The sequence below is a fragment of the Micromonospora sp. NPDC000316 genome (genome assembly GCF_042898885.1).
Classification (GTDB): Bacteria; Actinomycetota; Actinomycetes; order Mycobacteriales; family Micromonosporaceae; genus Micromonospora.
The window spans coordinates 97,931-121,006 of sequence record NZ_JBIAZG010000001.1; the positions used below are offsets into that span (position 1 = coordinate 97,931).

The following is a 23,076-nucleotide window of genomic DNA, read 5'->3' on the forward strand; positions in this document are numbered from 1 at the left end:
ACAGCCAGGTTACGAGTGCTTCTCCATGATCGGTGCCGATCCTAGGTTTCGGCCACCGCCATCAGTCGTGGCGGCCGGCACCGAACGTGGAGGCAACGACGTGCCACAACCGAACGCACATCGGACCGGACGGGCCAGACGCGGGGTCAGCATGCTGGCCGCCGTGGCGCTGACCGCGGCCGGGCTGACCAGCCTGCCAGCCAGCGCCGCCGCCGCGCCGGCCAGCAGCGAACCGACCGCCCGCTACCTCGTCCAGCTCGACGAGGAGCCGCTGGCCACGTACACCGGCGGTGTCCCCGGAATCGCGGCGACCAAGCCGAGCGGCGGGGCCAAGCTGAACCGCACGTCGGGCAACGCCAACGCGTACCGGGATCACCTGCGCCAGCAGCGCAGGTCCGTGCTGGACCGCGTCGGCGTGCCGGCCGACCGCACCCGCGTCACCATGGAAACCGCGTTCAACGGCTTCGCCGCCGACCTGACCGGGCCGCAGGCCGCCCGGCTGCGCGCCACCCGCGGCGTGCGTGCGGTGTACGAGAGCCAGAAGGTGCACGCGACCACCTCGCACACCCCCGACTACCTGGGCCTGACCGGCAAGGGCGGGGTGTGGCAGAACGAGTTCGGCGGTGACTCCCACGCGGGCGAGGGCGTCATCGTCGGGGTCATCGACAGCGGCTACTGGCCGGAGAGCGCGAGCTTCGCGCCGCTGCCCAGCCCTCGCCCCGACCAGGCCGTCATCGACGCCAAGTGGAAGGGGACCTGTGACGCTGGCGTCGAGGCGCCGGTCACCTGCAACAACAAGGTGATCGGAGCCCGCTGGTACAACGACAGCGGGATCGCCGACGCGTTCCCGGACGACTACTCCTCGCCCCGCGACCGCAACGGCCACGGCACCCACACGGCCAGCACCGCTGCCGGCAACCACGGCGTCCGGGCGACGTCGGGCACGCAGGACCTGGGCACGATCTCCGGCATGGCGCCGGCCGCGCGGCTGGCGATCTACAAGGCGCTGTACGACGACGGCGCGGGCAGCGCGACGGGCACCGACGTCGACATCGTGCACGCCATCGACGACGCGGTCGCCGACGGCGTCGACGTGATCAACTATTCGATCGGTGACGACACCGAGCGGTTCGGTGCGATCGACGCGACGTTCTTCAACGCCGCCGCGGCAGGGGTGTTCGTCGCTGCCGCCGCCGGCAACTCCGGCCCGTTCGCCAACACCGTCGACAACTCGACGCCGTGGCTGACCACAGTGGCCGCGAGCACCACCGACCGGGAGAACACCCGGAACCTCACGCTCGGCAACGGCACCACGATCACCGGCGCGGGCATGGGCGCGACAGGCGTCGGACCGGCCCGACTGGTATTCGCCAAGGACAGCGCCCTCGACCCGAACGGCGCCTACGGTGCCAGCTTCTGCGCCGACGACACGTTGGATCCGGCCAAGATCAAGGGTGCGATCGTGCTCTGCCTGCGCGGCGAGGTCCCGCGTACCGACAAGAGCATCGAGGTGGCACGGGCCGGCGGCGTCGGCATGGTGCTCTACAACGACGAACTCAACTCCCTGAACGCCGACGTGCAGACGGTGCCGACGGTGCACATCAACGAGGTCGACCTCGCCACCGTCACCGCGTACGTCGCCAAGGGCAACGCCAAGGCCACCATCTCGCCGAGCAAGCTGGAGACCGTCGAGGCGCCCTCGGTCGCCGCGTTCTCCTCGGCCGGCCCGTCGAACCTGAACGCCGGTGAGCTGCTCAAGCCGGACATCAGCGCGCCCGGTCAGGACATCGTCGCGGCGTTCTCCCCGTCCATCGGCGGGAACACGTTCGCCCTGGAGTCGGGCACCTCGATGGCGGCGCCGCACATCGCCGGCATCGCCGCCCTGCTGCTGGCCAAGCACCCCGACTGGTCGCCGGCCGCAGTCCGCTCGGCCCTGATGACAAGCGCGGTGGACAGGACCGACAAGGGCAACCCGATCAAGATCGGCACGTACGACGCCACTCCGCTCAACTACGGCGCCGGCCAGGTCGAGCCGGGCAGCGCCTTCGACCCCGGCCTGGTCTACGACTCCAACCAGCAGGACTGGATCAAGTATCTCTGCGGGGTGTCCGCCGACCGGGGCGGCGACTACGGGCTCGCCGACCTCGCGGGCTGCGAGACGAGCGGCGCGATCGAGACGGCCCAGCTCAACTACCCGTCGATCTCGCTGGGTCGGATGGTGGGCAAGCAGAAGGTCACCCGCACCGTCACCAACGTCAGCGACAAGACAAGCACCTACACGTCGTCGGTGCAGGCCCCGCCGGGCTACAAGGTCAAGGTCACCCCGGCCAAGATGCAGATCAAGCCCGGCAGGACCGCCAGCTTCACCGTGGAGGTCACCAACACCGACGGCCCGTTCGACACCTGGGCCGACGGCTCGCTGACCTGGCGCGACCAGTTCAAGCACGAGGTGCGCAGCCCGCTTGTCGTCCACAACTCCGGGCTTGTCGCCCCCGACGCCATCACCGGCAAGGGCACCTCCGGCAGCGTCCGGATCGCCGCCGAGGCGGGCTACAAGGGAAAGCTGATCTCGCAACTCTCCGGCCTCACCGCGGGGACCAGCACCGCGGTGACCCTGAAGGGCGAAGGGCCGAGCTGGGACTGGAGTTCGTCGAACAACCTGCCGGTGCCGCTGCCCGCGTCGATCAGCAGGACCACGCTGCACGTACCGGCCGGCACCCGCAGCCCGCTCGTCCAGGTGACCTCGGAGCGACCCACCTGCTCGCACATCGACTGGGATGACGAGGAGGGGGTGATGGAGTGCACCGAGTTCAGCCTCAACGTCTACGACAAGGCCGGGAAGTTCGTCACCGCCACCGCCAGCGGTCGGGACGGCGCCAAGGTGACGCTTCCGGAGGGTGCCGGTGACTACATCGTGATCGTCGAGCAGGAGCTCACCGAGAACATGCCGACGGGCGCCAACGCGTACACCATCACGAGTTACCTGCCGGGTGCGCCAGGCACGTCCACCGGCCGGTTCACCATCGACCCGAAGCAGCGCAGCGTGCAGCCGGGCGCGACGGCAAACCTGACCCTGCGGTGGTCCGGCCTCGCCCCGGGGAAGCGTTACGTCGGGGTGCTGGAGTTCGGCAACGGTCACGGCTCGCTCAAGACCGTGCCGGTCACCGTCCAGTCCTGACTGTGCCAACGGGCCGGCGGACCGGTGTGTGACCCAGGTCACCGCCGGTCCGCCGGATGGCCGGCGAGAACCACGGGGGTGATCTGCTCGGCCCCACGGTGATCGACGGCGACGAGGACAAGACGCGGGGCGGCGGGGGCCCATCTCCCGTCCGCCCCGAACGTCTGCGCGGGCCTGTCGAGTTCGTCGGACGAACGGCGGAGCTGGCCCAGCTACGACGGCTCGTCGAAGCCCCGCCGTGCCTGATCCTCCTGGAGGGCGAACCCGGGATCGGCAAGAGCCGGCTTGTCGCCGAGTTGCTCGCCGACCTTCCCGGGCACCGCCTGATCGGCGAGTGCGACGACGTGCCGGAGCCCTTCCCGCTCGGCGTCCTGCTGGACGCGATCCGAGGCAGCGCCGACCGGCTCGGCGCGCTCAACCCGGTGGCCGGCGCCCTCGCGCCGCTACTGCCCGAACTTGTCGACGCGCTGCCCGACGCGCCGCCCCCGTTGACCGACCCGGCGGCCGAGCGGCACCGTCTGCTCCGCGCCGTCGCCGCGGTGCTCGCCGCGCTGACGCCCACCACACTGCTGCTGGAAGACCTGCACTGGGCCGACCCGGCGACCTGCGAATTCCTCGGCTACCTGGCCACGCACCCGGTGGACGGCCTGGCGGTGGTGCTCACCGCCCGCACACCGGCGCCGGGAGGCAGTACGCCGATCCACGACGCGCTCGCGCGCACCCCACCGTGGACCGTCACACGTGTCACGCTCAGCCCGCTGGACGCCGACGACGTCCGCCGACTGGCCGCCCGGACCCTGCGGCTCGCTGACCCGCCGCAGCAACTGACAGCCACCCTGCTCGATCGCACCGCAGGCATTCCGTTCGTGGTCGAGGAGGTGCTGCGTACGCTCGCCGAGCGGGGCGGTGACCCGTTGGCGGACGACAGCGTTCCGTTCGTCCTGCGCGACGTGCTGCTCTGGCGGCTGCGCCCGCTCGACGAGGCCACCCGTGAGGTGCTCGGCGCCGCCGCCGTGCTCGGGCTGGCACCGGACCAGCGCATCCTCGCCTCGGTGCTCAACCTGGACCGGGTGGCGGTCGGCGCGGCGCTGAGCGCGGCCCACCGGGCGGGCCTGCTGCACGACGCCGGAGACGGCCTGCGGTTCCGCCACGACCTGGCCCGGCAGGTGGTGTACGACCTGGTGCCCCGGGAGACTCGGGAATGGCTGCACCTGCGCGTCGCACGGGTGTTGGAGCAGGCACTGCCGAAACCCGTCGCCCAACTCGCCCACCACTATCGCCGGGCCGGCGGTGGAGCCGACTTCGTCCGCAACGCCGAGGCCGCCGCCGACCTGGCAACCGAGCGGGGCGACGACGCGACCGCCGCCAGCTTCCTGCTCCAGACGATGGACGTCGTCGAGCTTCCCCGACCGGTACGCGTCCGCCTCGCGGCGAAGTTGGGCCGGTCGGCCATCGACGGGCTCAGCCAGGCCGAGGCGATCCCTGTGCTGGAACGGCTGCTCGCCGACCGGCGACTGCCACCCGGCGCCCGCGGCGAGCTGGGTCTGGTGCTCGGGCGGATGCTGCGTCAGCAGGGCGAGGCGCTGCGCGGGTACGCCGAGATCGAGCGTGCCGTGCCGTACCTGCGCGCTCCACGCCGCAAGGCCCCGGCGCTTGCGGTGCTGGCGGCCCCGGACACCGTCGTCGGCCGGCACGTCGACTACCACCTGGCCCGCTGCGCGGAGGCGGAGAACGCCGCGACGGCGAGCGGAGACCCGGCGGCGCACCTCGCGGTCCGCATCGCCCGAGCCTCGCTGCTGCTGGAACTGGGCGACCCGGCGGCCTGGGCGATCATCACGGAGCTGCGCGCGTCCGCCGAGTTGGCCGACCGGCCCCGAGAACATGCCCGAGCCTGCCTGAACTGGGCGCAGGGCGCACTGCACGCCGGGCACCCGGAGCAGGCCGAAGCGCTCCTGGCGGCCGGGCGGACGCTTGTCGACGAGACCGGGTACGAGCGGCTGACGGCCCTGGTGGAGGCGACCGAACTGTCGCTGGACCGGGCCGCCGGGCGGCTCGACGGGCTCGCCGAGCGACTCAGCCGACTTGTCGCCACCGCTGCGCGGATGCCTGTCACCCTGCTCGACACACGAGCCGAACTGGCCACCGTGCTGGCCCGTACCGCAGCCGACGGCGACCACGTGGAGTCGGCCGAACGGGAGCTGCGCGACGTGGTGGCCGACGCCCGGCGGGTCGGCGCGATCTGGCCGCTGGTGCAGGCGCTCTCGGCGCTGGCCCGGCTGACCCTCGCCGAGCGACCGGACGAGGCCGTCCGGCACGCGACGGATGCGCTGATCCTGGTACGTGGCAAGGGCATCCTGGCGTGGGCCGCCGACGTGGTGCTGGTGCTGGCCGAGGCCGCCGTCGCGGCGGGCGAGCCGGCGCGGGCCGCGGATGCGGTTGCCGAGTTGGAAGCCGGCATCGCGGGCCGCGACGCGCCGCTCGCCCTGGCCGCACTGCGCCGCTGCCGGGAACTCGTCCCCGCCTGAGTCGCGGTCGACGCGACGCCCGGTCAACGCGAAGCGACCCCACGCGGGGTCGGTTCCGCATGGGGTCGTCGTGGATGGTGTGGTGGCGGGCCGCCAGTCGACGGCCCGCCACAGTGGATCAGAGGACGATCTGGTGCACCCGGTCGTCCACGCCGCGTACCGCCAGCCAGGCGCTGCCGTTAGCGCCGGCCGCCGCCCCCGGTGCGCCCCGGAAGGCGTCGGTGGCGAACTCACCACGGCGGAACCAACCGCCCCAGGCGCCATCGGCGAAGTTGCGCTGCCAGAGCCGGTTGTCGGCGGCCAGCGCGAACAGGTAGACCCGGCCGGACGTGGCGAGCAGTGTCGGGCTGCCGCTCGTGGTGCCGCCCAGGTTGGTCCAGTCCGACCAGGTGGTGCCGGTGCGGCTGCGCGACCACACCTCGTCGGTCCGGCTGCGGACGGCCACGTGCAGCACTCCCGCGTCGTCGACGACGGCGCTCGGCCGGCCGTAGAACGGCCTGTCGTCGGGGGCGCCGATGCCGGTCCAGCCGGTGCTCGGGGTCCGCGACCAGAGCTTGCCATCGACGCCACGGACGACGAGCGTCCACTGCGTCGGGCTGGTCCACGCCACGGTCGGCCCGTCGGTAAGGGTGCCGCCGAGGCTGCGCCACGGGCCCCACGTGCCGGCGACGTAACTGCGCTGCCAGGCCGCGTTGTCGGTGCCCCGCACGAAGACGTCGATCCGGCCGTCCGCCGAGGCGTACGCCGCCGGCTGGCCGAGGATCCGGCCGCCGACCGGGCCGCCCAGCGAGGTCCAGTGAGTCCCCCACGTCGTACCCGAGCGGGTGTTGACCGCCAGCGCGCCCTGCACGTCGCGGACGAAGGCCGTGGCGTGGGTGTCGTCCACCCGGACCAGCGCGGGGCTGGCACTGGCGGTGCCACCGAGGTTGGCGCCGGCGACCTGGTCGGTGCCGGTCAGACCCAGCATGGCCACGCCGTGCGCCGGAACCTCGACCGTGTACGAGCCGGTGAACGGCTGGACACCTGCGGTGCCGGGTGCGGCGTCGACGTCGGCGCGGGCCCACAGGTCACGAACCCGGACCGAGCCGCCGAGCGCGACGTCGGCGAAGGTCACAGTGATCTGCTGGGCGGTGTCGTGCCTGTTTAGCAGCGCGACCGCCCGCTTGCCGGTGCCGGTGAGCACCTTGCTCCAGACCTGCGCGTCGGTGCCGGTGTCGGCGACCTTGACGCCCTGGCGGACCAGCGGGTCCTGGTCCACCGCGATGATCTCCGGGTTGGTCAACGCCGAGATCATCTCGTTCGGCAGGCCGCGCGGGTCGGAGCCGATCACGAGCGGCGCGGCCATGATGGCCCACATGCCGAGCTGCGTCTTGGACTCCTCAAGGCTCAACTCGTACCCGCCGTCGGGCAGCGGACGCATCGGCAGCAGGTAGTCCGGGTCGTTGTAGTGCCCCGGCCCGGTGGCCGCCGGGTGGTACGCGTTGACGTCCATGTTGCGCAGGACCCACGGGAACGCCCACTGCGGTGACGGGTCGGTCAGACCCACATCGGTGTACGTCCGCCACGAGTCGGCGACGGTGGGTGCGTACGTGTAGCTCCAGGTGGAGAGCTGCTCCGGGGTGTACGGCCCGCCACCCCAGTCGGAGCTGACCGGGTTGCAGATGTTGAGCAGCATCGGTCGGGGCGACTGGCGTACCGCCTCGGCCAGCTCACGGAAGGTGGCCTCCGGGTCCAGGCCTGCGGCCCGCCCGCAGAGCCAGTCGGCCTTGAGGGCGTCGAAGCCCCAGCCGGCGAACTGGGCGATGTCGGCGGCGTAGTGACCGTTGCTGCCGAGCCCGCACTGCCCCGGCAGGTAGGGCCCGGCGTCGGTGTAGATGCCGGCCTTCATGCCCTTGCTGTGGATGTACGCGGCCAGCGCGGCCATCCCGCCGGGGAACCGGGCCGGGTCGGCGACGAGCTGACCGGCCTCGTTACGCGGGGTGGGCGCGGCCCAGTTGCCGTCGATCCAGACGTAGGTGTAGCCGGCGTCGCGGAGGCCACTGCTGACCATGTGGTCGGTGACGGACCGTACTTCGGCCTCGGTGGGGTCGCCACCGAGGCCGAAGTAGGTGTTCCAACCCTGGTAGGGCGTGGGGGCGAGCCCGCTGTTGTAGAACGTCGGCGCGCCCTGGTCTTCGGTGCCGGTCGCGGCCGGGGCGTGACCGGGTTTACCCGGCCCGCCCGGTGTGTGGCCGTGGCCGGGCTGCGGTGGGTTGGCGGGCGGTGGGCCGGCCGGCGGTGGGGCTGCGCTGGCCGGCAGCGGGCCGACGACGCCCAGGCCGAGTACGGCCAGGGCGACGGTCAGCGGTCGGATCAGGCGCATGGTGGTACTCCTGTCCCTCGGGGGTGGGGGTGGTGGTGCTCCGACCTCAGTCGCGGGTCAACACGATGAGGTCGGCGTCGTGGGTCGGGCTCCACTGCACGGGCAGACCGACGGCGCCGAGGTGGCTGCCGGAGTAGTGCCTGTCGCCGTGCGCGTAACGGGCCGCCGGGTCGAGGCCGCGCAGCGGCAGCCGCACCGGCCGGGACGGGAGCAGGCCGGCGCCGTCGAGCCGGCCGGTGTGCCAGGCCAGGACTACCACTCGGCTCTCGTCCGGCGCTGTGTACTGCACCGCGCAGCGCGCCTGGTCGGGGCCGCCGATCAGGTGCACCTCGCCGTGCGTGACGACGTCCCGGATCTCCTTGTAGCGGGCGATCCAGCCGGCGGCCTCGGCCCGCTCGGCAGGGGTCCAGGCCCGGATGTCCGCGCCGATGCCGAGCACACCTGCCATCGCGAGGACGAACCGGAACGCCAACGAGCGCGGCCGGGGATCGAACAGGCCGGGCGCGTCGGTGACCCAGGAGCTGAGCAGGTGCGGGGCGTTGGCGTGCAGGAAGCCGTACTGGATGGCCAGCCGGTCCAGTGGGCCGGTGTTGTCGCTGGGCCAGAACACGTCGGCGCGGGCGGCCATCGCCAGGTCGGTCCGCGCGCCACCACCGGCACACGCCTCGATCAGCACGCCGGGGTGGTCCCGGCGCAGCCGTTCGTAGATCCGGTGCAGGTTGGCGACGTGCGCGCCGTCCAGGTCGAGCGGGCCGACCCCGCCCGGCCGCCCCGGCTCGGTACGTGGACGGTTGAAGTCCCACTTCAGGTAGTCGATGTCGTACCGACGCAGCAGTCCGTCCACGGTGGAGTGGACGAACTCGGCGACCTCCGGCCGGCCCAGGTCGAGCAGGTACTGGTTGCGGACCGGGGTCAGCGGGCGGCCGTCGACGGCGTACACCCAGTCCGGGTGCTCGGCATAGAGCGCGGACTTCGGGTTGACGCACTCCGGCTCGACCCAGAGCCCGAAGTTCAGCCCGAGCGCGCGGACGTCGGCGATGAACGCGTCGAACCCAGCCGGGAACTTCGCCGGGTCCGGCGTCCAGTCGCCCAGCCCGGCGGTGTCGTCGTTGCGGCCGACGAACCAGCCGTCGTCCACGACGAACGTCTCCACGCCCAGCTCGGCGGCGATCCGGGCCAGCGCCAACTGGCTCTGCGCCTCGACCGCGAAGTAGGTGGCCTCCCAGGAGTTGTAGAGCACCGGGCGCGGGGTGAGCCGGTCGGCGGCGAGCAGCCGCTGGTGGGTGTGCCAGACGCGGGCCAGCCCGTCCAGGCCGTCCGGGCTGTAGGCGCCGGTGACCACGGGCAGGTCCAACCGCTCACCGGCGGCCAGTTCCAGTGGGCCGTCGACCAGGTGACGGCCGGCCCGTACCCGGGTCAGGCCGCCGGTGTCCCGCTCGGCGCTGATCTCCCACGAGCCGGTCCAGGCCAACGCCACACCCCAGGCCGCCCCGGTCGGGGCGGCGGCGTCCCGCACGGCCAACCAGGGCACGTGCAGATGCCCGGGTACGCCCTGGGAGCTGCCGACGGTGAACGTGCCGTGGCCCAGCTCGACGTGGGAGAGCTGGAACTCCTGCGCCCACTGCCCCCACTGGTGGCTGAGCAGCGCGCCGTGCGGCGTCGGTACGCAGAAACCAGCCGAACCGGCGCGAACCACCCGCAGTGGCCCGGCGCCGCCGTTCGTCAGCTCGACCCACCGCTGCACCACGTCGGTGCCGGCGGGCACCCGGTAGTGCACAGTGGCTCGCAGCCCGGTCACCGGATCGGCGAAATCGACAGCCAACTCGCGCCCGTCGGGGTCGGCCCGTACACCCGTGTAGCCGAAGCCGACGCGGCGCTCCCCGCTGGGGGTTTCCACCACCAGGTCGGCGCCGCTGAACGGGCGGTCGGCGTCGGTGGCGAACTCGATGGGGGCGGCGTCCCCGGCGGTGAGGAACGGGACCGGGCCGTCGTAGGCGACAGGCGACGGCCCCTCCGAGACGCCGTGCGGCCCCCACGCGACAAGTTCGAGCCAACGGCCGTGCGCCGGAACGGTCACCGTGTATTCCGTGTGCGCGCCGCGCAACGTCCACCGTTGCGTGCTCGCGGCCGTCACTTGACCGCTCCGAGCGCCAGGCCGGAGACGAAGTGCCGCTGGAAGCGCAGGAACACCGCGACTGTGGGGACTGCCGCGATGACAGTGCCGGCGGCGATGACGTTCCAGGACGAGACGAACTGCCCCTGAAGGCCGAGCAGTGCCGGGGTGACAGGCATGTTGTCGTCGGTGCGCAGCACGGTGATCGCCCAGAGCAGGTCGTTGAAGATCCAGGTGAAGGAGAGCGCACCGAGGGCGGCAAGCGCGGGCCGGGTCAGCGGCAGCATCACCTTCGTGAAGATCTGCGCCGTGCCGGCGCCGTCGATCGTCGCCGCCTCCTGGATCTCGCCCGGCAGGTCACGCATGAAGCCGTGCAGGACGAATGTGTAGAAACCGAGCCCGAAGCCGACCTGCACGGCGATCAGCGCCCAGAGCGTGTCGTACAGGCCGGTGAGCTCGCTGAACTTCGCCACCGGGATCAGCAGGATCTGCGGCGGCAGCAGGTTGCCGGCGAGCATCAGCAGCAGGATGGTCCGCCGGCCGGGAATCCGGAACCGGCTCAGCGCGAACGCGGCCATCGCGGCCAGCCCCAGGCTCAACGCCACCGACGGAATGGTGACAAGCATGCTGTTGATCAGCGCACGCAGCTCGCCGCCGTCGGTCCAGGCCTGCTGGTAGGTGTCGAGCGTGAACGACCGGGGCAGACTGCCCACGCCGTGCGCGGCGATGTCGTCGAACGATCGGGTGGACATCACCACGACCCAGATCACCGGGCCCAGCCACAGCAGCGAGAGCAGGATCATGCCGGTGTGGAAGGCCCCGGTGCGGAGCTTGTTCATCACGCTTCCTCCCGGAACGCGCGGACCAGGTAGCCGAGGATGACGGCAAGCGCGAGCACGAAGATCACCACGGCGATCGCGGAGGCGTAGCCCAGCCGCAGACTCTGGAACGCGGTCGAATACATGTAGGTGCTGAGCAGCTCCGACGAGTGGTACGGCCCGCCCTTTGTCATCGACCAGACGATGTCGAACGACCGCAGCGAGTCGATCACGATGACCGACAGCACTACCGCGTTGACCCCCTTGAGCTGGGGAATCGTGACGTGCCGCAGCCGCTGCCAGGAGTTGGCGCCGTCCATCCGAGCCGCCTCGTGCAGCGCCGGGTCGATTGCCTTCAGCCCGGCCAGGAACAGCACCATCACGTAACCGATCTGCCGCCACAGCGCGGGCAGGATCACCGCGTACAGCGCGGTCTGCGGGTCGGCGAGCCAGGGCCGGATCAGGTGCTCCAGGCCGACGGCCCGCAGCAGCGTGTCGGCGATGCCGTCGGGTTGGTAGAAGACGCGCCAGACGAGCGCGGTCACCACAAGCGAGAAGACCACAGGGGTGAACAGCGCGGCCCGATAGAAGCCGACCCCGCGCCGCTCCTTCAGCAGGACCAGCGCCATGCCGAAGCCGCCAAGCACGGAGAGGCCGCCGAAGAGCACGAGCCAGATCACCGTGTTGAGCAGCGCGCCCCGGAAGGTGGCGTCACCTGCCAACTCGACGTAGTTGTCCGCGCCGACGAAGCTGGGCGCGGACATGCCGTCCCAGCGGGTGAGGGAGAACCAGAAGCCCTGGAGCGCCGGCCAGAACACCCAGATGCTCTCGACCAGGAACGGCACCAGGACGAACGCCACCAGCAGCGGCGACAGTCGAGCCGACCGTCGCCGCCGCCGAGTGGCTGTGACCGAAGTCGTGGAGATCGTTGCTGTCACGTCAGCCCTTGAAGACCTTCTCGGCGCTCGCCTGCCACTCCCGCAGGATCGCGTCGATCTGGTCCGGCTTGTCGATGAACTTGGTAAGTGCGGTGTCCGCGGTCGGCTGGAGTGCGTCGCTGGAGTCGCGGTTGAAGAACTGGGTCAGCTCCTTGGCCTCTTCGAGCATCGCCTTGCCCTTGACCACGAGCGGCGAGTCGGACGCCTTGGCCTTCGGGTTGGCCGGAAGCACGATGCCGGAGCTGGCCTTGACGTACGCCTCCTGGGCCTCGACCGAAGACAGGTAGGTGAGCAGGGCCTTCGTGCCGGTCGGGTTGCCGGTCTTCGCGCTGGCGAAGAAGCCGTCCGTCGGCGCCTCCTCGGCCAGGGGCACCGCCGGGTCGATGATCGGGAACCGGAAGAAGTCCAGGTCGTCGAGGGCGTCCTTGGGTGCCGCGTCGGCGAAGAACGTACCGATCAGGAACATGCCGGTCTTGCCGGCCAGCAGCGCGGTGGTCGCCTCCTGGAACGGGTACGCCTTGCCCTTCGGGTCGAAGTAGGGCAGGGCCTCGCGCCAGCGGGTGAAGACCGCCTTGACCTTGGGGTCGTCGAAGCGCTGCTTGCCGGCGAGCAGCTCGCGGTGGAACGGCGCGCCGTTGATCCGGATGTTGAGGTAGTCGAACCAGGCCGAGGCGATCCACGGGGTGTCGCCGAGGCCGATGCCGATGGGCGGGATGCCCTTGCTCTTCAGCGTCTCGCACAGGGCCAGGAAGTCGGCCCAGGTCTTCGGCTCCTGCACGCCCCACTTGGCGAAGTTGGACTTGCGGTAGAAGAAGCCCCACCAGTAGTTGTTCATCGGCATGAAGACCTGCTTGCCGCTGGTGTCGGTGGAGAGCGTCCGCAGCGACTGGGGGTAGTCGCCCAGTGACGTCCAGACGTCGGAGACGTCAAGCAGCAGGCCACGGCTGGCGTAGTCGTTGGCGACCGAGCCCGCGTACCAGGTGTAGAGGTCCGGCGGGTTGGCGGAGGTCAGGTAGCTCGGCAGCTGGGTCCGGAAGGTCTCCGAGGCGACCGTGTTGAGGCTGGCAGCACCCTTGCCCTGAGCGTTGAAGCTCTCGATCAGCTTCTCCATCGCCACCTTGGCCTGCGGCGAGGAGAGGTTCGACTGGATGGTTACCGCGCCGGAGCCATTGCTCGTCGTCGGCCCGCTGGCAGAGCTGGCGCACGCGCTGAGCAACGATCCGGCACCGAGGGCGCCGAGGCCGGCAAGCCCGAGGTGGCCAAGGAATCGCCGGCGACCGGGGTCGAAGTCGCTCACGAGGGTGTCCTTCCTCTACGACACGTAGCGTCACGACGCAATGTGTCGGCCATGTGAATGTGTGTGACCAGAAGGTTGCATCGGCCCTCGCCGCCTGTCAAGATATCTTCGTAATTAATGATTATTCGAGATCAACCCGAGAGCCAGGAGGACCAGCCTATGCGCCGGCTTGAAGGCAAGAACGCGCTGGTCACCGGAGCGATGGGCGGGATCGGCGCCGCGATCGCCCGGCGGCTCGCCGCCGAGGGAGCGGCAGTCGCGCTGCTCGACGTGACCGACTCCGGCCCGCTGGCCGACGAGCTGACCGCCCGTGGCGCCCGAGCACTGTCCGTAACGGGCGACGTCAGTGACGACGCCGACTGGACGGCCGCAGTGGCCGCCGTGCGGGGCAGCCTCGGCCCGATCGACATCCTGGTCAGCACCGCCTACGCGGTGCAGGTCGCCCCGGCCCACGAAACCAGCCGGCAGTCCTGGGACCACCAGCTCGGCGTCAGCCTCACCGGCTCGTTCCTCGGCGTCCGCGCCTGCCTGGACGACCTACGGGCCCGGTCTGGCGCGGTGGTGCTCATCTCGTCGGTGCATGCCCTGGTCGGGCTGCCCGGCCGTCCCGCGTACGCGGCGGCCAAGGGCGGCCTGGTCGCGCTCGGCCGCCAGCTCGCCGTGGAGTACGGCCCGCAGGTGCGGGTCAACACAGTGCTGCCCGGGCCGATCTTCACCGCCGCCTGGGCCGAGGTGTCCGAAGAGGACCGCAAGCGCAGCGTCGACGAGACGGTGGCCAAACGGTTCGGCACACCCGACGAGGTGGCCGCGACAGTGGCGTTCCTCGCCTCGCCGGACGCCGCCTACGTCACCGGCGCGAGCCTTGTGGTGGACGGTGGCTGGACAGCGGTGAAAGCCTCGGCCTGAGAGATCGAAACCACCCCCAGCGAGAAGGCCAGGAAACCATTGGCACAGTACGCAAGCCGCGGCGTCCACGGGCAGACCGTCGAGGCCATCGCCCGCCGCATCCTCACCGGTGAGATCGCCGCCGGGGCGACGTTGAACATCTCCGCCCTCCAGGAGGAGTTCGACGTCAGCCTCACGGCGCTGCGCGAGGCGCTCAAGGTCCTCTCGGCGAAGGGCATCGTCGACGCCCGGCAGAAGCGCGGCACGTTCGTCCGGCCACGGTCCGACTGGAACCTCCTCGACGGCGACGTGATCCGCTGGCAGTTCGCCGAGGGCCCCCACGAACGACTGCTCGACCAACTCCATGAGGTCCGCGCCATCATCGAGCCGGCCGCCGCGCGGCTGGCCGCCCGCCGGTGCACCGACGACGACGTCGCCGCACTGGACCGGGCGCTCACCGAGATGGCCGAGGCTGACGGTGACCCCATCGCCGCCGTCGCCGCCGACCTCGCCTTCCACCGCGGGCTGCTCGCCGCCACACACAACGAGCTGCTGGAACGCATGGAGGTGGTGATGGAGACGGGCCTCGCCGAACGGGACCGGCTCGTGCACGGCGGCTCCGCTCACGACGACCCGGTGCCGAGTCACCGCGCGGTGGTCGACGCGCTACGCGCCCGGGACGAGACAGCGGCCGAGACCGCCATGCGTGAGTTGCTGGACAAGGCCGTCCGCGACGTCGAGAAGGCACGGGGACGAAGGGGCAGTCAGTGAAGATCGAGCGCATCGAGACCTTCCTGGTCGCGCCACGGTGGTTGTTCTGCCGGGTGGAGACCGACGACGGGCTCGTCGGGTGGGGTGAGCCGGTGGTCGAGGGGCGCGCCGAGGTGGTGCGCAGCGCCGTCGAGGTGCTCTCCGAATATCTGATCGGCGAGGATCCACTCCGGATCGAGCAGCACTGGCAGGTGCTCACCAAGGGTGGCTTCTATCGCGGCGGCCCGATCCTGTCCAGCGCGGTCGCCGGCCTCGACCAGGCACTCTGGGACATCGCCGGGCAGGCGTACGGGGCACCTGTGCACGCGCTGCTCGGTGGGCCGGTGCGCGACCGGGTGCGCGTCTACTCGTGGATCGGCGGGGACGAGCCCGACGAGGTGGCCGACGCCGCCGCCGCGCAGGTCGCCGCCGGTCTCACAGGCGTCAAGATGAACGCCAGCGGGCGGCTGTCGGCCATCCCCACCTCCGCCGAGGTGGACGCGGTGGTCGGCCGGGTCGCCGCCGCCCGGGAGGTGCTCGGCCCGGACCGGGACATCGCTGTGGACTTCCACGGCCGCGCCGGGCTGGCAGCGGTCCGCCGGATCCTGCCCGAGCTGGCCGGGCTGCGCCCGTTCTTCGTGGAGGAGCCGGTGCTGCCCGACCAGGCCCACCACCTGCGGGACATCGTCGCCAGCACCCCGATCCCGGTGGCCACCGGCGAGCGCCTCTACGGCCGCTCCGAGTTCCTCGGCCCGCTACAGGCCGGGGTCACAGTGGTCCAGCCGGACCTGTCGCACGCCGGTGGCATCTCCGAGGTCCGCCGGATCGCCGCGCTTGCCGAGACGTACGGCGCGCTGCTCGCCCCGCACTGCCCGCTCGGGCCGATCTCGCTGGCGGCCAGCCTCCAGGTGGCCTTCGCGACACCGAACTTCCTGATCCAGGAGCAGAGCATCGGCATCCACTACAACGTTGGTTCGGAGCTGCTGGACTACGTGGTCGACCCGGAGCCGTTCCGGTTCGTGGACGGGCACATCGCCCGCTTCGACAGGCCCGGCCTCGGCATCACCGTGGACGAGGCGGCGGTCCGTCAGGCCGCGCGTACCCCGCATGCCTGGCGCAACCCGGTCTGGCAGCACCGCGACGGATCGTTCGCCGAATGGTGACCGGGCTCGCGCCGGTCCCACTGCGCGTGGAGTACGACGCGGCGCACGGCGGTCGGTGGACAAGCCTGCGCGGCGGCGACCGGCAGTGGCTGTGGCGGGGCCCGGAGCCGGGCCGACACGAGGTACGCCCCGACGACTCGTTCGTCGACGCCGGCGGCCTGGAGGAGTGCCTGCCCACCGTGCGCGGCGAGCCCGACCACGGCGAGGTGTGGTCGCGCCCGTGGCGAACCGCAGGCCCTGGCACACTGGTCATCGAACGGCCGACGTTCACGCTGACCCGCCGGATCAGCGACGCAGGTGGCGTGGTGGTGGCCGACTACCTGCTGGCCGCCGACCCCGGTTACCGCTTCGTGTGGGCCGCGCACGCCCTGCTCGGCCTCTCCCCCGACGCATACCTCGACGCGCCCGCCGGCACCCCCACCCGCCTGCACCCCGAGGCCGCCGCCCTGCTGCCGCCCGGCACCTGGCCCGCCGGCAGCCCGTGGCTCACCGGGTCGTGGCCCGCTCCGGCCGGGCTACCGCTCGACAGGTTCGGCGCCGACGACGGGACCGCTGTCGGCGCGGTGCTGCTCGACTGCCCGAAGGTCCAGGTGATCGACAGCCCGGACCGGCTGACCCTGGAGTTGGAGTGCGACGGGCAGCCCCGCAGCACCGCGCTCTGGCGCAACCTGGGCGGCTGGCCGGCCATTGCTCCGTACCGCAGCCTCGGGGTCGAGCCGATGCTCGGCGCCGCCTTCGACCTGGCCGACGCCGGCCCGACCGACGCGGCGATCGTTCCGCCCACCGGCGAGGTCGCCTGGCGACTCACCATCTCCGCCCACCGCATCCACTGAGGACATCCACGATGAACCTGCTCGACGAGCTGCGTACCCACCGGTTGTTGGCAATCGTGCGCGGCCCGGACCCGGCGGCCGCGCTGGCCTCGGTGCTCACCCTGGCCGAGAGCGGTGTCGCGCTTATCGAGGTCTCGCTGACAAGCGCCGACGCGCTCGGCATCATCCGAGGCGCCCGGGGCGCGCTCGGGCCCGACTTCGCCCTGGGCGCGGGCACCGTGCTCAGCGTCGAGGACGCCCGCGCGGCGGCCGACGCCGGCGCCGGCTTCCTGGTCACCCCGGCGCTGGCGCCGAGCGTCGCCGAGGGCGGCCGGCTCGGCCTGCCGGTGTTGGCCGGCGCGCTCACCCCCACCGAGGTCGTGCGGGCCGCAAGCGACGGGGCCACCGCGGTCAAGCTGTTCCCGGCCTCCTTCGGCGGGCCCGGCTACCTGGGCGCGCTGCGTGACCCGTTCCCCGACACCGCGTTCGTGCCGGTCGGCGGGGTCGACGCGGACAGCGTCCGCGGCTATCTGGACCGGGGCGCGGTCGCGGTCGGCGTCGGCTCCCCACTCCTCGGCGACGCCGTCCGCGGCGGCGACCTGGCGGCGCTGCGCGAGCGCGCCGCCACATTCCTCGCGGCGGTCCGCCCGTGACCGACCTGCTCACCCTCGGCGAGACGATGGCGGCCTTCCGCGCCACCGGGCCGCTGCGGTTGGGCGGCACCGCCGGGATCTCCGTCGCCGGGTCCGAGTCGACTGTGGCGATCGGGCTGGCCCGGCTCGGCCACCGCGCGGCCTGGATCGGGGTCACCGGCGCCGACGAGCCCGGCGAGCTGGTCCGCCGCACGCTGCGCGCCGAGGGCGTCGACCTGACCTGGTCCCGGGTCGACGAGGCGGCCCCGACCGGGCTGATCCTCTTCGAGGCCCGGGTCGGCGACATCAACCGGGTCACCTACCACCGCGCCGGGTCCGCCGGCTCCCGGCTACACCCCGCCGATGTCACGCCCGTATTCGACGCGCCCGGGTCGACGCCCCGGCTACTGCACGTCACAGGCATCACCTGCGCGCTCGGCGCCGAACCGTACGACGCGGTGGTGACGGCGGTGCGGCTGGCCCGCGCGGCGGGCAGCACCGTCTGCCTGGACGTCAACCACCGCAACCGCCTCTGGTCGGTCGGCGAGGCAGCCGCCGCGCTGCGACCGCTGCTGCCCTCGATCGACCTGGTGGTCGCCTCCGACGAGGAGTTGGCAGTCCTCACCGACGCCGCCGATCCGGTCGGCGCGCTGCGGGCGGCAGGCGTGACCGAGGTCGTCGTGAAGCACGGCGCCGGCGGGGCCACCAGCCACAGCGCGGCCGGCACTGTGCACCGGCCGGCCCGTCAGGTGCCGGTGGTGGACACCGTGGGTGCCGGCGACGCCTTCGTGGCCGGGTTCCTCTCCGGCTGGCTGGACGGCGCCGACGTGCCGGCCCGGCTGGACCGGGCGGTCACCACCGGCGCGTTCGCCGTCGCCACCCGGGGTGACTGGGAGGGCCTGCCCGACCGGGCGGAGTTGGGGCTGCTCGACCACGGCCCCGGCGGTACGGTCCGCTGACCGGTGCGGCGGCCGGCCCCGGCCGCCGGAGATCGTTGGAGGAGCACGATGGAGCTGACCGAGCCGACCGTCTGGAGCACCGACCGGTTGGAGTTGGGCGAGGGGCTGCGCTGGGTCGACGACCGGCTGGTCCTTGTCGACCTGCTCGCCGGCCGGCTGTTGGAGACCGACGGTGACGCGCCGGCCCCGCTGCGGGAGCTGCGCCGCCTCGACGTGCCACTCGGCGCGATCGCCCCGGTGGCCGACCGACCCGGTGAGTGGCTGGCCGCCGCCGGCACCGGCGTCACGGTGCTGCCCGCCACCGGCGATCCTCGGCCGGTCGTCGACCTGGTCGGCGACGCTCCCGAGCCGACCCGGATGAACGACGCGGTAGCCGACCGGCACGGCCGCTTCTGGGCCGGCAGCATGACGTACGCCGGGCTGCCCGGCCGGGGCACGCTGTACCGGCTCGCCCCGGGCGCGGCACCGGTGCCGGCGGTGACCGGGCTGACCATCCCGAACGGGCCGGCGTTCGACGCCACCGGCACCACCATGTACCTTGCCGACTCACCGCGCGGCGAGGTCGACCGGTTCACCGTCGACCCGGCCACCGGCGACCTGCACGGGCGCGAGCCGTTCCTGCGGCTTACCGACTCCGATGGCAGCCCGGACGGGATGACCGTCGACGCGGCGGGGCACCTCTGGGTCGCGCTGTGGGGCGGCTCGGCGGTACGCCGCTACCGGCCCGACGGGACGCTTGACCGGGAGGTCCGCCTGCCGGCCAAGCAGCCGGCCGGCATCTGCCTGGGCGGCCCCGACCTGCGCCGGCTCTTCATCGGTACGGCCCGACTCGGGCTCTCCGAGGCGGGCGCGGCCGACGGCGCGCTGCTCGCGATCGACGCCGAGGTCCCCGGCCTGCCCACCGCGACCGCCACGGCACCCGTCGGCTGACCCGACCGCCGGCAGGCATACCGGACGTCGGGGCGGGAAGAACGACATCGGGGTTCGCGCCGGTGCGAACCCGGACGACGGGAGGCGTGACGATGCGGGCAACGGGTCGGGCGTCATGAACGGGCCGGTTGGCGACGAGCCGCTCGGCGAGTTGGAGCTGGTGCACACCTTCACCGGCCCGATGCCGACCGGGGTCAGCGTCTCGCACCAGGGCCGGATCTTCGTCAACTTTCCCAAGTGGGGCGACGAGGTGCCGGCCACAGTCGTCGAGCTGCGCGACGGCCGGGAGGTGCCCTACCCCGACCAGGCGTGGAACGACCCGTCCGGCGACGACGACGCGGGCGCGTTCGTCTCCGTGCAGAGCATCGTGGTGGACCCGGCCGACCGGCTCTGGGTGCTCGACACCGGCAGCCCGATGCTCCAGCCCACGAAGCCGGGCGGGCCGAAGCTCGTCCTGGTCGACCTGGACACCGACACGGTCGCCCAGGTGATCACCTTCCCGCCGGACGTGGCGCTGCCGACGACGTACCTCAACGACGTCCGCTTCGACCTGCGGCGCGGCGAGGCGGGGGTCGCCTACATCACCGACTCGGCGTTCGCCGGGCCGAACGCGATCATCGTCGTGGACCTGGCCAGCGGAGCCTCGTGGCGGCGGCTGCACGACCACCCGTCCACGAAGGCGGAGACACTGGCGACGTTCCGCCCGGTGGTCGAGGGCCGACCGTTCCTCGAACGGCCGGCGGACGGGCCGCCGAAGCCCGTGCTGATGGGCTCCGACGGCATCGCCATCTCGGCCGACGGCACCCGGCTCTACTACTGCGCGCTGGCATCCCGCCATTTGTGGAGCGTGTCCACCGAGGCGCTTGCCGACCCGTCCGTCACCCAGGAGGCGGCCGCCGCGACAGTGGTAGACGAGGGGGACAAGGGCACCGCGTCGGACGGGCTGGAGTCCGACGACGCGGGTCGGCTCTACATCACCTCGTACGAGCACAACGCGGTGCTGCGGCGGCTGCCGGACGGCGCGTACGAAACACTTGTCCACGATCCGCGCCTGCTCTGGCCGGACACCATGTCGGTGGCGACCGACGGCTACCTGTACGTCACCGCCAACCAGTTGCACAGGCAGCCGCAGTACCAGCGGGGGAAGGACCTGCGGCGGCGGCCGTACGCGCTGTTCCGCACCCGGATCGACGCCGGCCCGGTGCTGCTGCGCCCCTGAACCGGCAATCCGGCCGCCCGCCGCCCGGCGAGAGCGCGGCGGGCAGGCATGGCTTGTCGGCCGGCGGGTAGCCCGTCAGGTGGCCGACTGGGGCAAGGTGTTCATCCCGGACACCCCGCTGTTGGAGATCGTGGTCCGGGGCAGCGTCATGTACCTCGCCCTGTTCACTCTCCTGCGGGTCATCCTCAAGCGGGAGAGCGGCACCACAGGCGTCACCGACCTGCTGGTGATCGTGCTGCTCGCGGACGCCGCACAGAACGGCATGTCCGGCGGCTACAACTCGATCACCGACGGGCTGCTGCTGGTCGGGGTGATCATCGGCTGGTCGTACCTGTTGAACGCCGTCGCGTACCGCTGGCAGGCCGCCGCGCGGCTGATCCGGCCCAACTCGCTGGTGCTTGTCCGCGACGGGGAGGTCATGCGGGACAACATGCGCCGCGAGCTGATCACCAACGAGGAGTTGCACACGCTGCTGCGGCAGCAGGGTGTCTCCGACCTCGCGGACGTCCGCGAGGTGCGGATGGAGCCCGACGGCCGGTTCAGCGTCACCACCCGTACGCCCGGTCGGCCCCGCAACGGCCGCAGCGCGGGTGGCTTCGGCTGACGACCGGACGCGGGCGCCGGGGGCAACTGCGGTGTCAGCCGGTCGGCAGGTTCCGGTTGAGCAGGTCGAACAGGGCGACCCAGTGCCGTTCGGTGGCCTGCTCGTCGTACGCCGGGGTGTCGGCCATGGTGTAGCCGTGGTGGGCGCCCGCGTACACCTCCGAGCGGTACCGGACATCCGCGGCGTCGAGCGCCTTCTCCAGCGTCGCGATCTGCTCGGGCGTCATCGACTGGTCCGCGTCGGCGTGGCCGAAGTACACCTCGCCGGTGATCGAGCCGACGTGCAGGTGCGGGCTGTCCGGGCCGTCGGTGACGATCCGCCCGCCGTGGAAGCTCGCCGCCGCGACGACCCGGTCCGGGTACGCCTCGATGGCCAGCAGCGCGTTCGTGCCACCCATGCAGTAGCCGGTGATCGCGACCGGACCCGGCCGGACGTCGTCGCGGGCCGCCAGGAAGTCGAGGTACGCGGCGGTGTCCCGGCTGACCAGCTCGGGGGTCAACGCGCGGATCAGCGGCATGACCTTCTCGAAGATCGCTCCACGCTGGTCGGGGTCGCCGAGGTCGGACAGGTCGACAAGTGGCGCCCGGCCACCCCGGTAGAGCAGGTTCGGCGTCAGCACCAGGTATCCCTGGGCGGCGATCCGCTCCGCCATCTCCACAAGGCGCGGGCGCGGGCCGAAGGCGTCCATGTAGAGCAGCACCGCCGGGAAGGGTTCATCCCCGTCCGGGCGGGTCAGGCACGCGTCCGCCACTCCGTCGTTGGTCGGGATGTCCACCGTCGTCGTTCGCATCGGGCCCCCCTGTTAAGCCGATCTTGGTCCGTCCCGAACGTTACCCGCCACGTCGGCGGGTCTGCCGGGCGCCCGCGTGAACAGGCCGTCAAGAATTCGCTGTCGCCCGTCGAAACGACGTATCGGCGGGCGCTGAACCGCCGCCGGGTGGTGACGATGGGGCCATGAGTCCTTGGCGGATGACGCGCTGGGAACGTGGCAACCAGACACCCGGCGCCGACGACGAACTCCTCGGCGGCGACGGCGAACCCGGCCCGGCGCAGCTTCCCGCGCCCGGGGCGGACGAGCCGGCCCGCCGGCACGAGGCCCTGGTAAGCGTCCGGCTCGGCCCGTCCGCCCCCGGCAGCCACCTTGTCGAATACCTGCGGCACGAGCCGTGCGCCGTCGCCGCCTGGTGGATCGCCGCCGACGTCGACGCCGTGGTGCGGCTCTCCGCCGACAGCATGACCGTGCTGCACCGCGCCGTGGCCGACCTGCGCCGCCGCGCCGGGGTGGAGGTGGTCGTGGCGCACTCGATCCTCCGCGCGCTCGACCTGACCGCGCCGGCCGACCCGCGTACCGCGAAGGACGCAGCGGCCTGGGTGGTGCCCGCCGCATGAGCCGCACAGACGGTGCCCGCCGGATCGTGGTGGGCGTCGACAGGTCGTTCGCCGGGATGCAGGCGCTGCGCCGCGGCGTGCAGTTGGCCCGTCGCGACGGCGCGCAGGTCGACGCCGTACGCGCGTGGGTGTTCGCCCCGATGTGGCGGCCCGGCACGCTTACCTGGCGCTGGCAGGACGAGTGCGACAGGGCGGCACTTGTCTACCTGCGCGGCGTCTTCGACGCGGCACTCGGCGGTATGCCCCGGGACGTGACAGTGCGCCTGGTGGCGACCCAGGGGTACGCCGGGCAGGTGCTCGTCGACCACGCGCACCGGGAGTCCGACCTGCTCGTCGTCGGCAGCCCCGAGCGCGGCCGGTTCGGCCGGTCGCCCGGCCACGTCACCCGGTTCTGCGTGGAACGGGCCACCGTGCCTGTCATCGCGGTCCCCGCGCCGTCCTGGGCGCGTGCCGCGACGATCCGCCGTTTCGCCCGTGACCTCGAACGTTTCAGCCGATGACC

The 23,076-nt window shown here is 72.2% G+C and carries 19 protein-coding genes; 13 read left to right on the forward strand and 6 right to left on the reverse strand.

Annotation, left to right across the window (positions count from 1 at the left end; genetic code table 11):
• Positions 1–163: 163 nt before the first annotated feature.
• On the forward strand, positions 164–3,178 hold the full coding sequence (locus ACFY2Q_RS00405; RefSeq protein WP_387126081.1) for a S8 family serine peptidase: 3,015 nt from the start codon (positions 164–166) through the stop codon (positions 3,176–3,178).
• Positions 3,179–3,234: 56 nt separating this feature from the next.
• A complete protein-coding gene (locus ACFY2Q_RS00410; protein WP_387126083.1) occupies positions 3,235–5,703 on the forward strand; it encodes an ATP-binding protein in 2,469 nt (822 codons plus the stop codon).
• A gap of 118 nt (positions 5,704–5,821) precedes the next feature.
• Here the strand turns inward: ACFY2Q_RS00410 and ACFY2Q_RS00415 are convergent, their stop codons facing one another.
• The 5 genes from ACFY2Q_RS00415 to ACFY2Q_RS00435 are packed head-to-tail and all read right to left on the reverse strand — an operon-like array spanning position 5,822 to position 13,231.
• Entirely contained in the window at positions 5,822–8,065 is a 2,244-nt protein-coding gene (locus ACFY2Q_RS00415) for a glycoside hydrolase family 27 protein (RefSeq protein WP_387126085.1), read from the reverse strand.
• A gap of 46 nt (positions 8,066–8,111) precedes the next feature.
• Complete coding sequence (locus ACFY2Q_RS00420; protein ID WP_387126087.1) at positions 8,112–10,199, reverse strand: alpha-galactosidase; 2,088 nt, start codon at positions 10,197–10,199, stop codon at positions 8,112–8,114.
• Positions 10,196–11,017 carry a carbohydrate ABC transporter permease gene (locus ACFY2Q_RS00425; protein WP_387126089.1) on the reverse strand — a complete coding sequence of 274 codons (822 nt, stop codon included), beginning with the start codon at positions 11,015–11,017 and terminating at the stop codon, positions 10,196–10,198. The genes ACFY2Q_RS00420 and ACFY2Q_RS00425 overlap by 4 nt, the downstream gene beginning before the upstream one ends.
• Positions 11,017–11,934: a carbohydrate ABC transporter permease gene (locus ACFY2Q_RS00430; RefSeq protein ID WP_387126091.1), complete on the reverse strand. Its 918-nt coding sequence runs from the start codon at positions 11,932–11,934 to the stop codon at positions 11,017–11,019. Before ACFY2Q_RS00430 ends, ACFY2Q_RS00425 begins: the two co-directional genes overlap by 1 nt.
• A 1-nt stretch (position 11,935) precedes the next feature.
• Entirely contained in the window at positions 11,936–13,231 is a 1,296-nt protein-coding gene (locus tag ACFY2Q_RS00435; protein ID WP_387126093.1) for an ABC transporter substrate-binding protein, read from the reverse strand.
• A 159-nt stretch (positions 13,232–13,390) separates the two neighbouring features.
• Between ACFY2Q_RS00435 and ACFY2Q_RS00440 the strand changes: the two genes are divergently transcribed.
• The 9 genes from ACFY2Q_RS00440 to ACFY2Q_RS00480 all read left to right on the forward strand — a co-directional run bounded on the left by ACFY2Q_RS00440 (position 13,391) and on the right by ACFY2Q_RS00480 (position 21,185).
• Positions 13,391–14,137 carry an SDR family NAD(P)-dependent oxidoreductase gene (locus tag ACFY2Q_RS00440; protein ID WP_387126095.1) on the forward strand — a complete coding sequence of 249 codons (747 nt, stop codon included), beginning with the start codon at positions 13,391–13,393 and terminating at the stop codon, positions 14,135–14,137.
• 39 nt (positions 14,138–14,176) lie between these two features.
• Positions 14,177–14,887 carry a FadR/GntR family transcriptional regulator gene (locus tag ACFY2Q_RS00445; protein WP_387126097.1) on the forward strand — a complete coding sequence of 237 codons (711 nt, stop codon included), beginning with the start codon at positions 14,177–14,179 and terminating at the stop codon, positions 14,885–14,887.
• On the forward strand, positions 14,884–16,029 hold the full coding sequence (gene dgoD, locus ACFY2Q_RS00450) for a galactonate dehydratase (RefSeq protein ID WP_387126099.1): 1,146 nt from the start codon (positions 14,884–14,886) through the stop codon (positions 16,027–16,029). The genes ACFY2Q_RS00445 and dgoD overlap by 4 nt, the downstream gene beginning before the upstream one ends.
• A complete protein-coding gene (locus ACFY2Q_RS00455; protein WP_387126101.1) occupies positions 16,023–16,862 on the forward strand; it encodes a hypothetical protein in 840 nt (279 codons plus the stop codon). Before dgoD ends, ACFY2Q_RS00455 begins: the two co-directional genes overlap by 7 nt.
• Before the next feature lie 11 nt (positions 16,863–16,873).
• The gene (locus ACFY2Q_RS00460; RefSeq protein WP_387126103.1) at positions 16,874–17,494 is read left to right on the forward strand and encodes a bifunctional 4-hydroxy-2-oxoglutarate aldolase/2-dehydro-3-deoxy-phosphogluconate aldolase; all 621 of its coding nucleotides are present in this window, start codon (positions 16,874–16,876) and stop codon (positions 17,492–17,494) included.
• A complete protein-coding gene (locus ACFY2Q_RS00465) occupies positions 17,491–18,432 on the forward strand; it encodes a sugar kinase (protein WP_387126105.1) in 942 nt (313 codons plus the stop codon). Before ACFY2Q_RS00460 ends, ACFY2Q_RS00465 begins: the two co-directional genes overlap by 4 nt.
• A gap of 48 nt (positions 18,433–18,480) precedes the next feature.
• Positions 18,481–19,362 carry an SMP-30/gluconolactonase/LRE family protein gene (locus ACFY2Q_RS00470; RefSeq protein ID WP_387126107.1) on the forward strand — a complete coding sequence of 294 codons (882 nt, stop codon included), beginning with the start codon at positions 18,481–18,483 and terminating at the stop codon, positions 19,360–19,362.
• 115 nt (positions 19,363–19,477) lie between these two features.
• The gene (locus ACFY2Q_RS00475) at positions 19,478–20,581 is read left to right on the forward strand and encodes an L-dopachrome tautomerase-related protein (protein ID WP_387126109.1); all 1,104 of its coding nucleotides are present in this window, start codon (positions 19,478–19,480) and stop codon (positions 20,579–20,581) included.
• A 79-nt stretch (positions 20,582–20,660) separates the two neighbouring features.
• Positions 20,661–21,185 (forward strand): DUF421 domain-containing protein, encoded by a 525-nt coding sequence (locus ACFY2Q_RS00480; protein WP_387126111.1) that lies wholly within the window; start codon positions 20,661–20,663, stop codon positions 21,183–21,185.
• Between the two features lie 34 nt (positions 21,186–21,219).
• Here the strand turns inward: ACFY2Q_RS00480 and ACFY2Q_RS00485 are convergent, their stop codons facing one another.
• A complete protein-coding gene (locus ACFY2Q_RS00485) occupies positions 21,220–21,975 on the reverse strand; it encodes a dienelactone hydrolase family protein (RefSeq protein ID WP_387126113.1) in 756 nt (251 codons plus the stop codon).
• A gap of 164 nt (positions 21,976–22,139) precedes the next feature.
• Here ACFY2Q_RS00485 and ACFY2Q_RS00490 point away from each other — a divergent pair, with 164 nt between their 5' ends.
• Both ACFY2Q_RS00490 and ACFY2Q_RS00495 read left to right on the forward strand, forming a co-directional pair.
• A complete protein-coding gene (locus ACFY2Q_RS00490) occupies positions 22,140–22,574 on the forward strand; it encodes a hypothetical protein (protein ID WP_387126115.1) in 435 nt (144 codons plus the stop codon).
• Entirely contained in the window at positions 22,571–23,074 is a 504-nt protein-coding gene (locus ACFY2Q_RS00495; RefSeq protein ID WP_387126117.1) for a universal stress protein, read from the forward strand. The genes ACFY2Q_RS00490 and ACFY2Q_RS00495 overlap by 4 nt, the downstream gene beginning before the upstream one ends.
• Positions 23,075–23,076 lie beyond the last annotated feature (2 nt).

Bases quoted from the DNA above. Each gene is read 5' to 3' on its own strand.
- ACFY2Q_RS00410 (WP_387126083.1), top strand. From the start codon at position 3,235: ATGGCCGGCGAGAACCACGGGGGTGATCTGCTCGGCCCCACGGTGATC.
- ACFY2Q_RS00415 (WP_387126085.1), bottom strand. From the start codon at position 8,065: ATGCGCCTGATCCGACCGCTGACCGTCGCCCTGGCCGTACTCGGCCTG.
- ACFY2Q_RS00425 (WP_387126089.1), bottom strand. From the start codon at position 11,017: ATGAACAAGCTCCGCACCGGGGCCTTCCACACCGGCATGATCCTGCTC.
- ACFY2Q_RS00440 (WP_387126095.1), top strand. From the start codon at position 13,391: ATGCGCCGGCTTGAAGGCAAGAACGCGCTGGTCACCGGAGCGATGGGC.
- ACFY2Q_RS00455 (WP_387126101.1), top strand. From the start codon at position 16,023: ATGGTGACCGGGCTCGCGCCGGTCCCACTGCGCGTGGAGTACGACGCG.
- ACFY2Q_RS00460 (WP_387126103.1), top strand. From the start codon at position 16,874: ATGAACCTGCTCGACGAGCTGCGTACCCACCGGTTGTTGGCAATCGTG.
- ACFY2Q_RS00470 (WP_387126107.1), top strand. From the start codon at position 18,481: ATGGAGCTGACCGAGCCGACCGTCTGGAGCACCGACCGGTTGGAGTTG.
- ACFY2Q_RS00475 (WP_387126109.1), top strand. From the start codon at position 19,478: ATGAACGGGCCGGTTGGCGACGAGCCGCTCGGCGAGTTGGAGCTGGTG.
- ACFY2Q_RS00485 (WP_387126113.1), bottom strand. From the start codon at position 21,975: ATGCGAACGACGACGGTGGACATCCCGACCAACGACGGAGTGGCGGAC.
- ACFY2Q_RS00490 (WP_387126115.1), top strand. From the start codon at position 22,140: ATGAGTCCTTGGCGGATGACGCGCTGGGAACGTGGCAACCAGACACCC.
- ACFY2Q_RS00495 (WP_387126117.1), top strand. From the start codon at position 22,571: ATGAGCCGCACAGACGGTGCCCGCCGGATCGTGGTGGGCGTCGACAGG.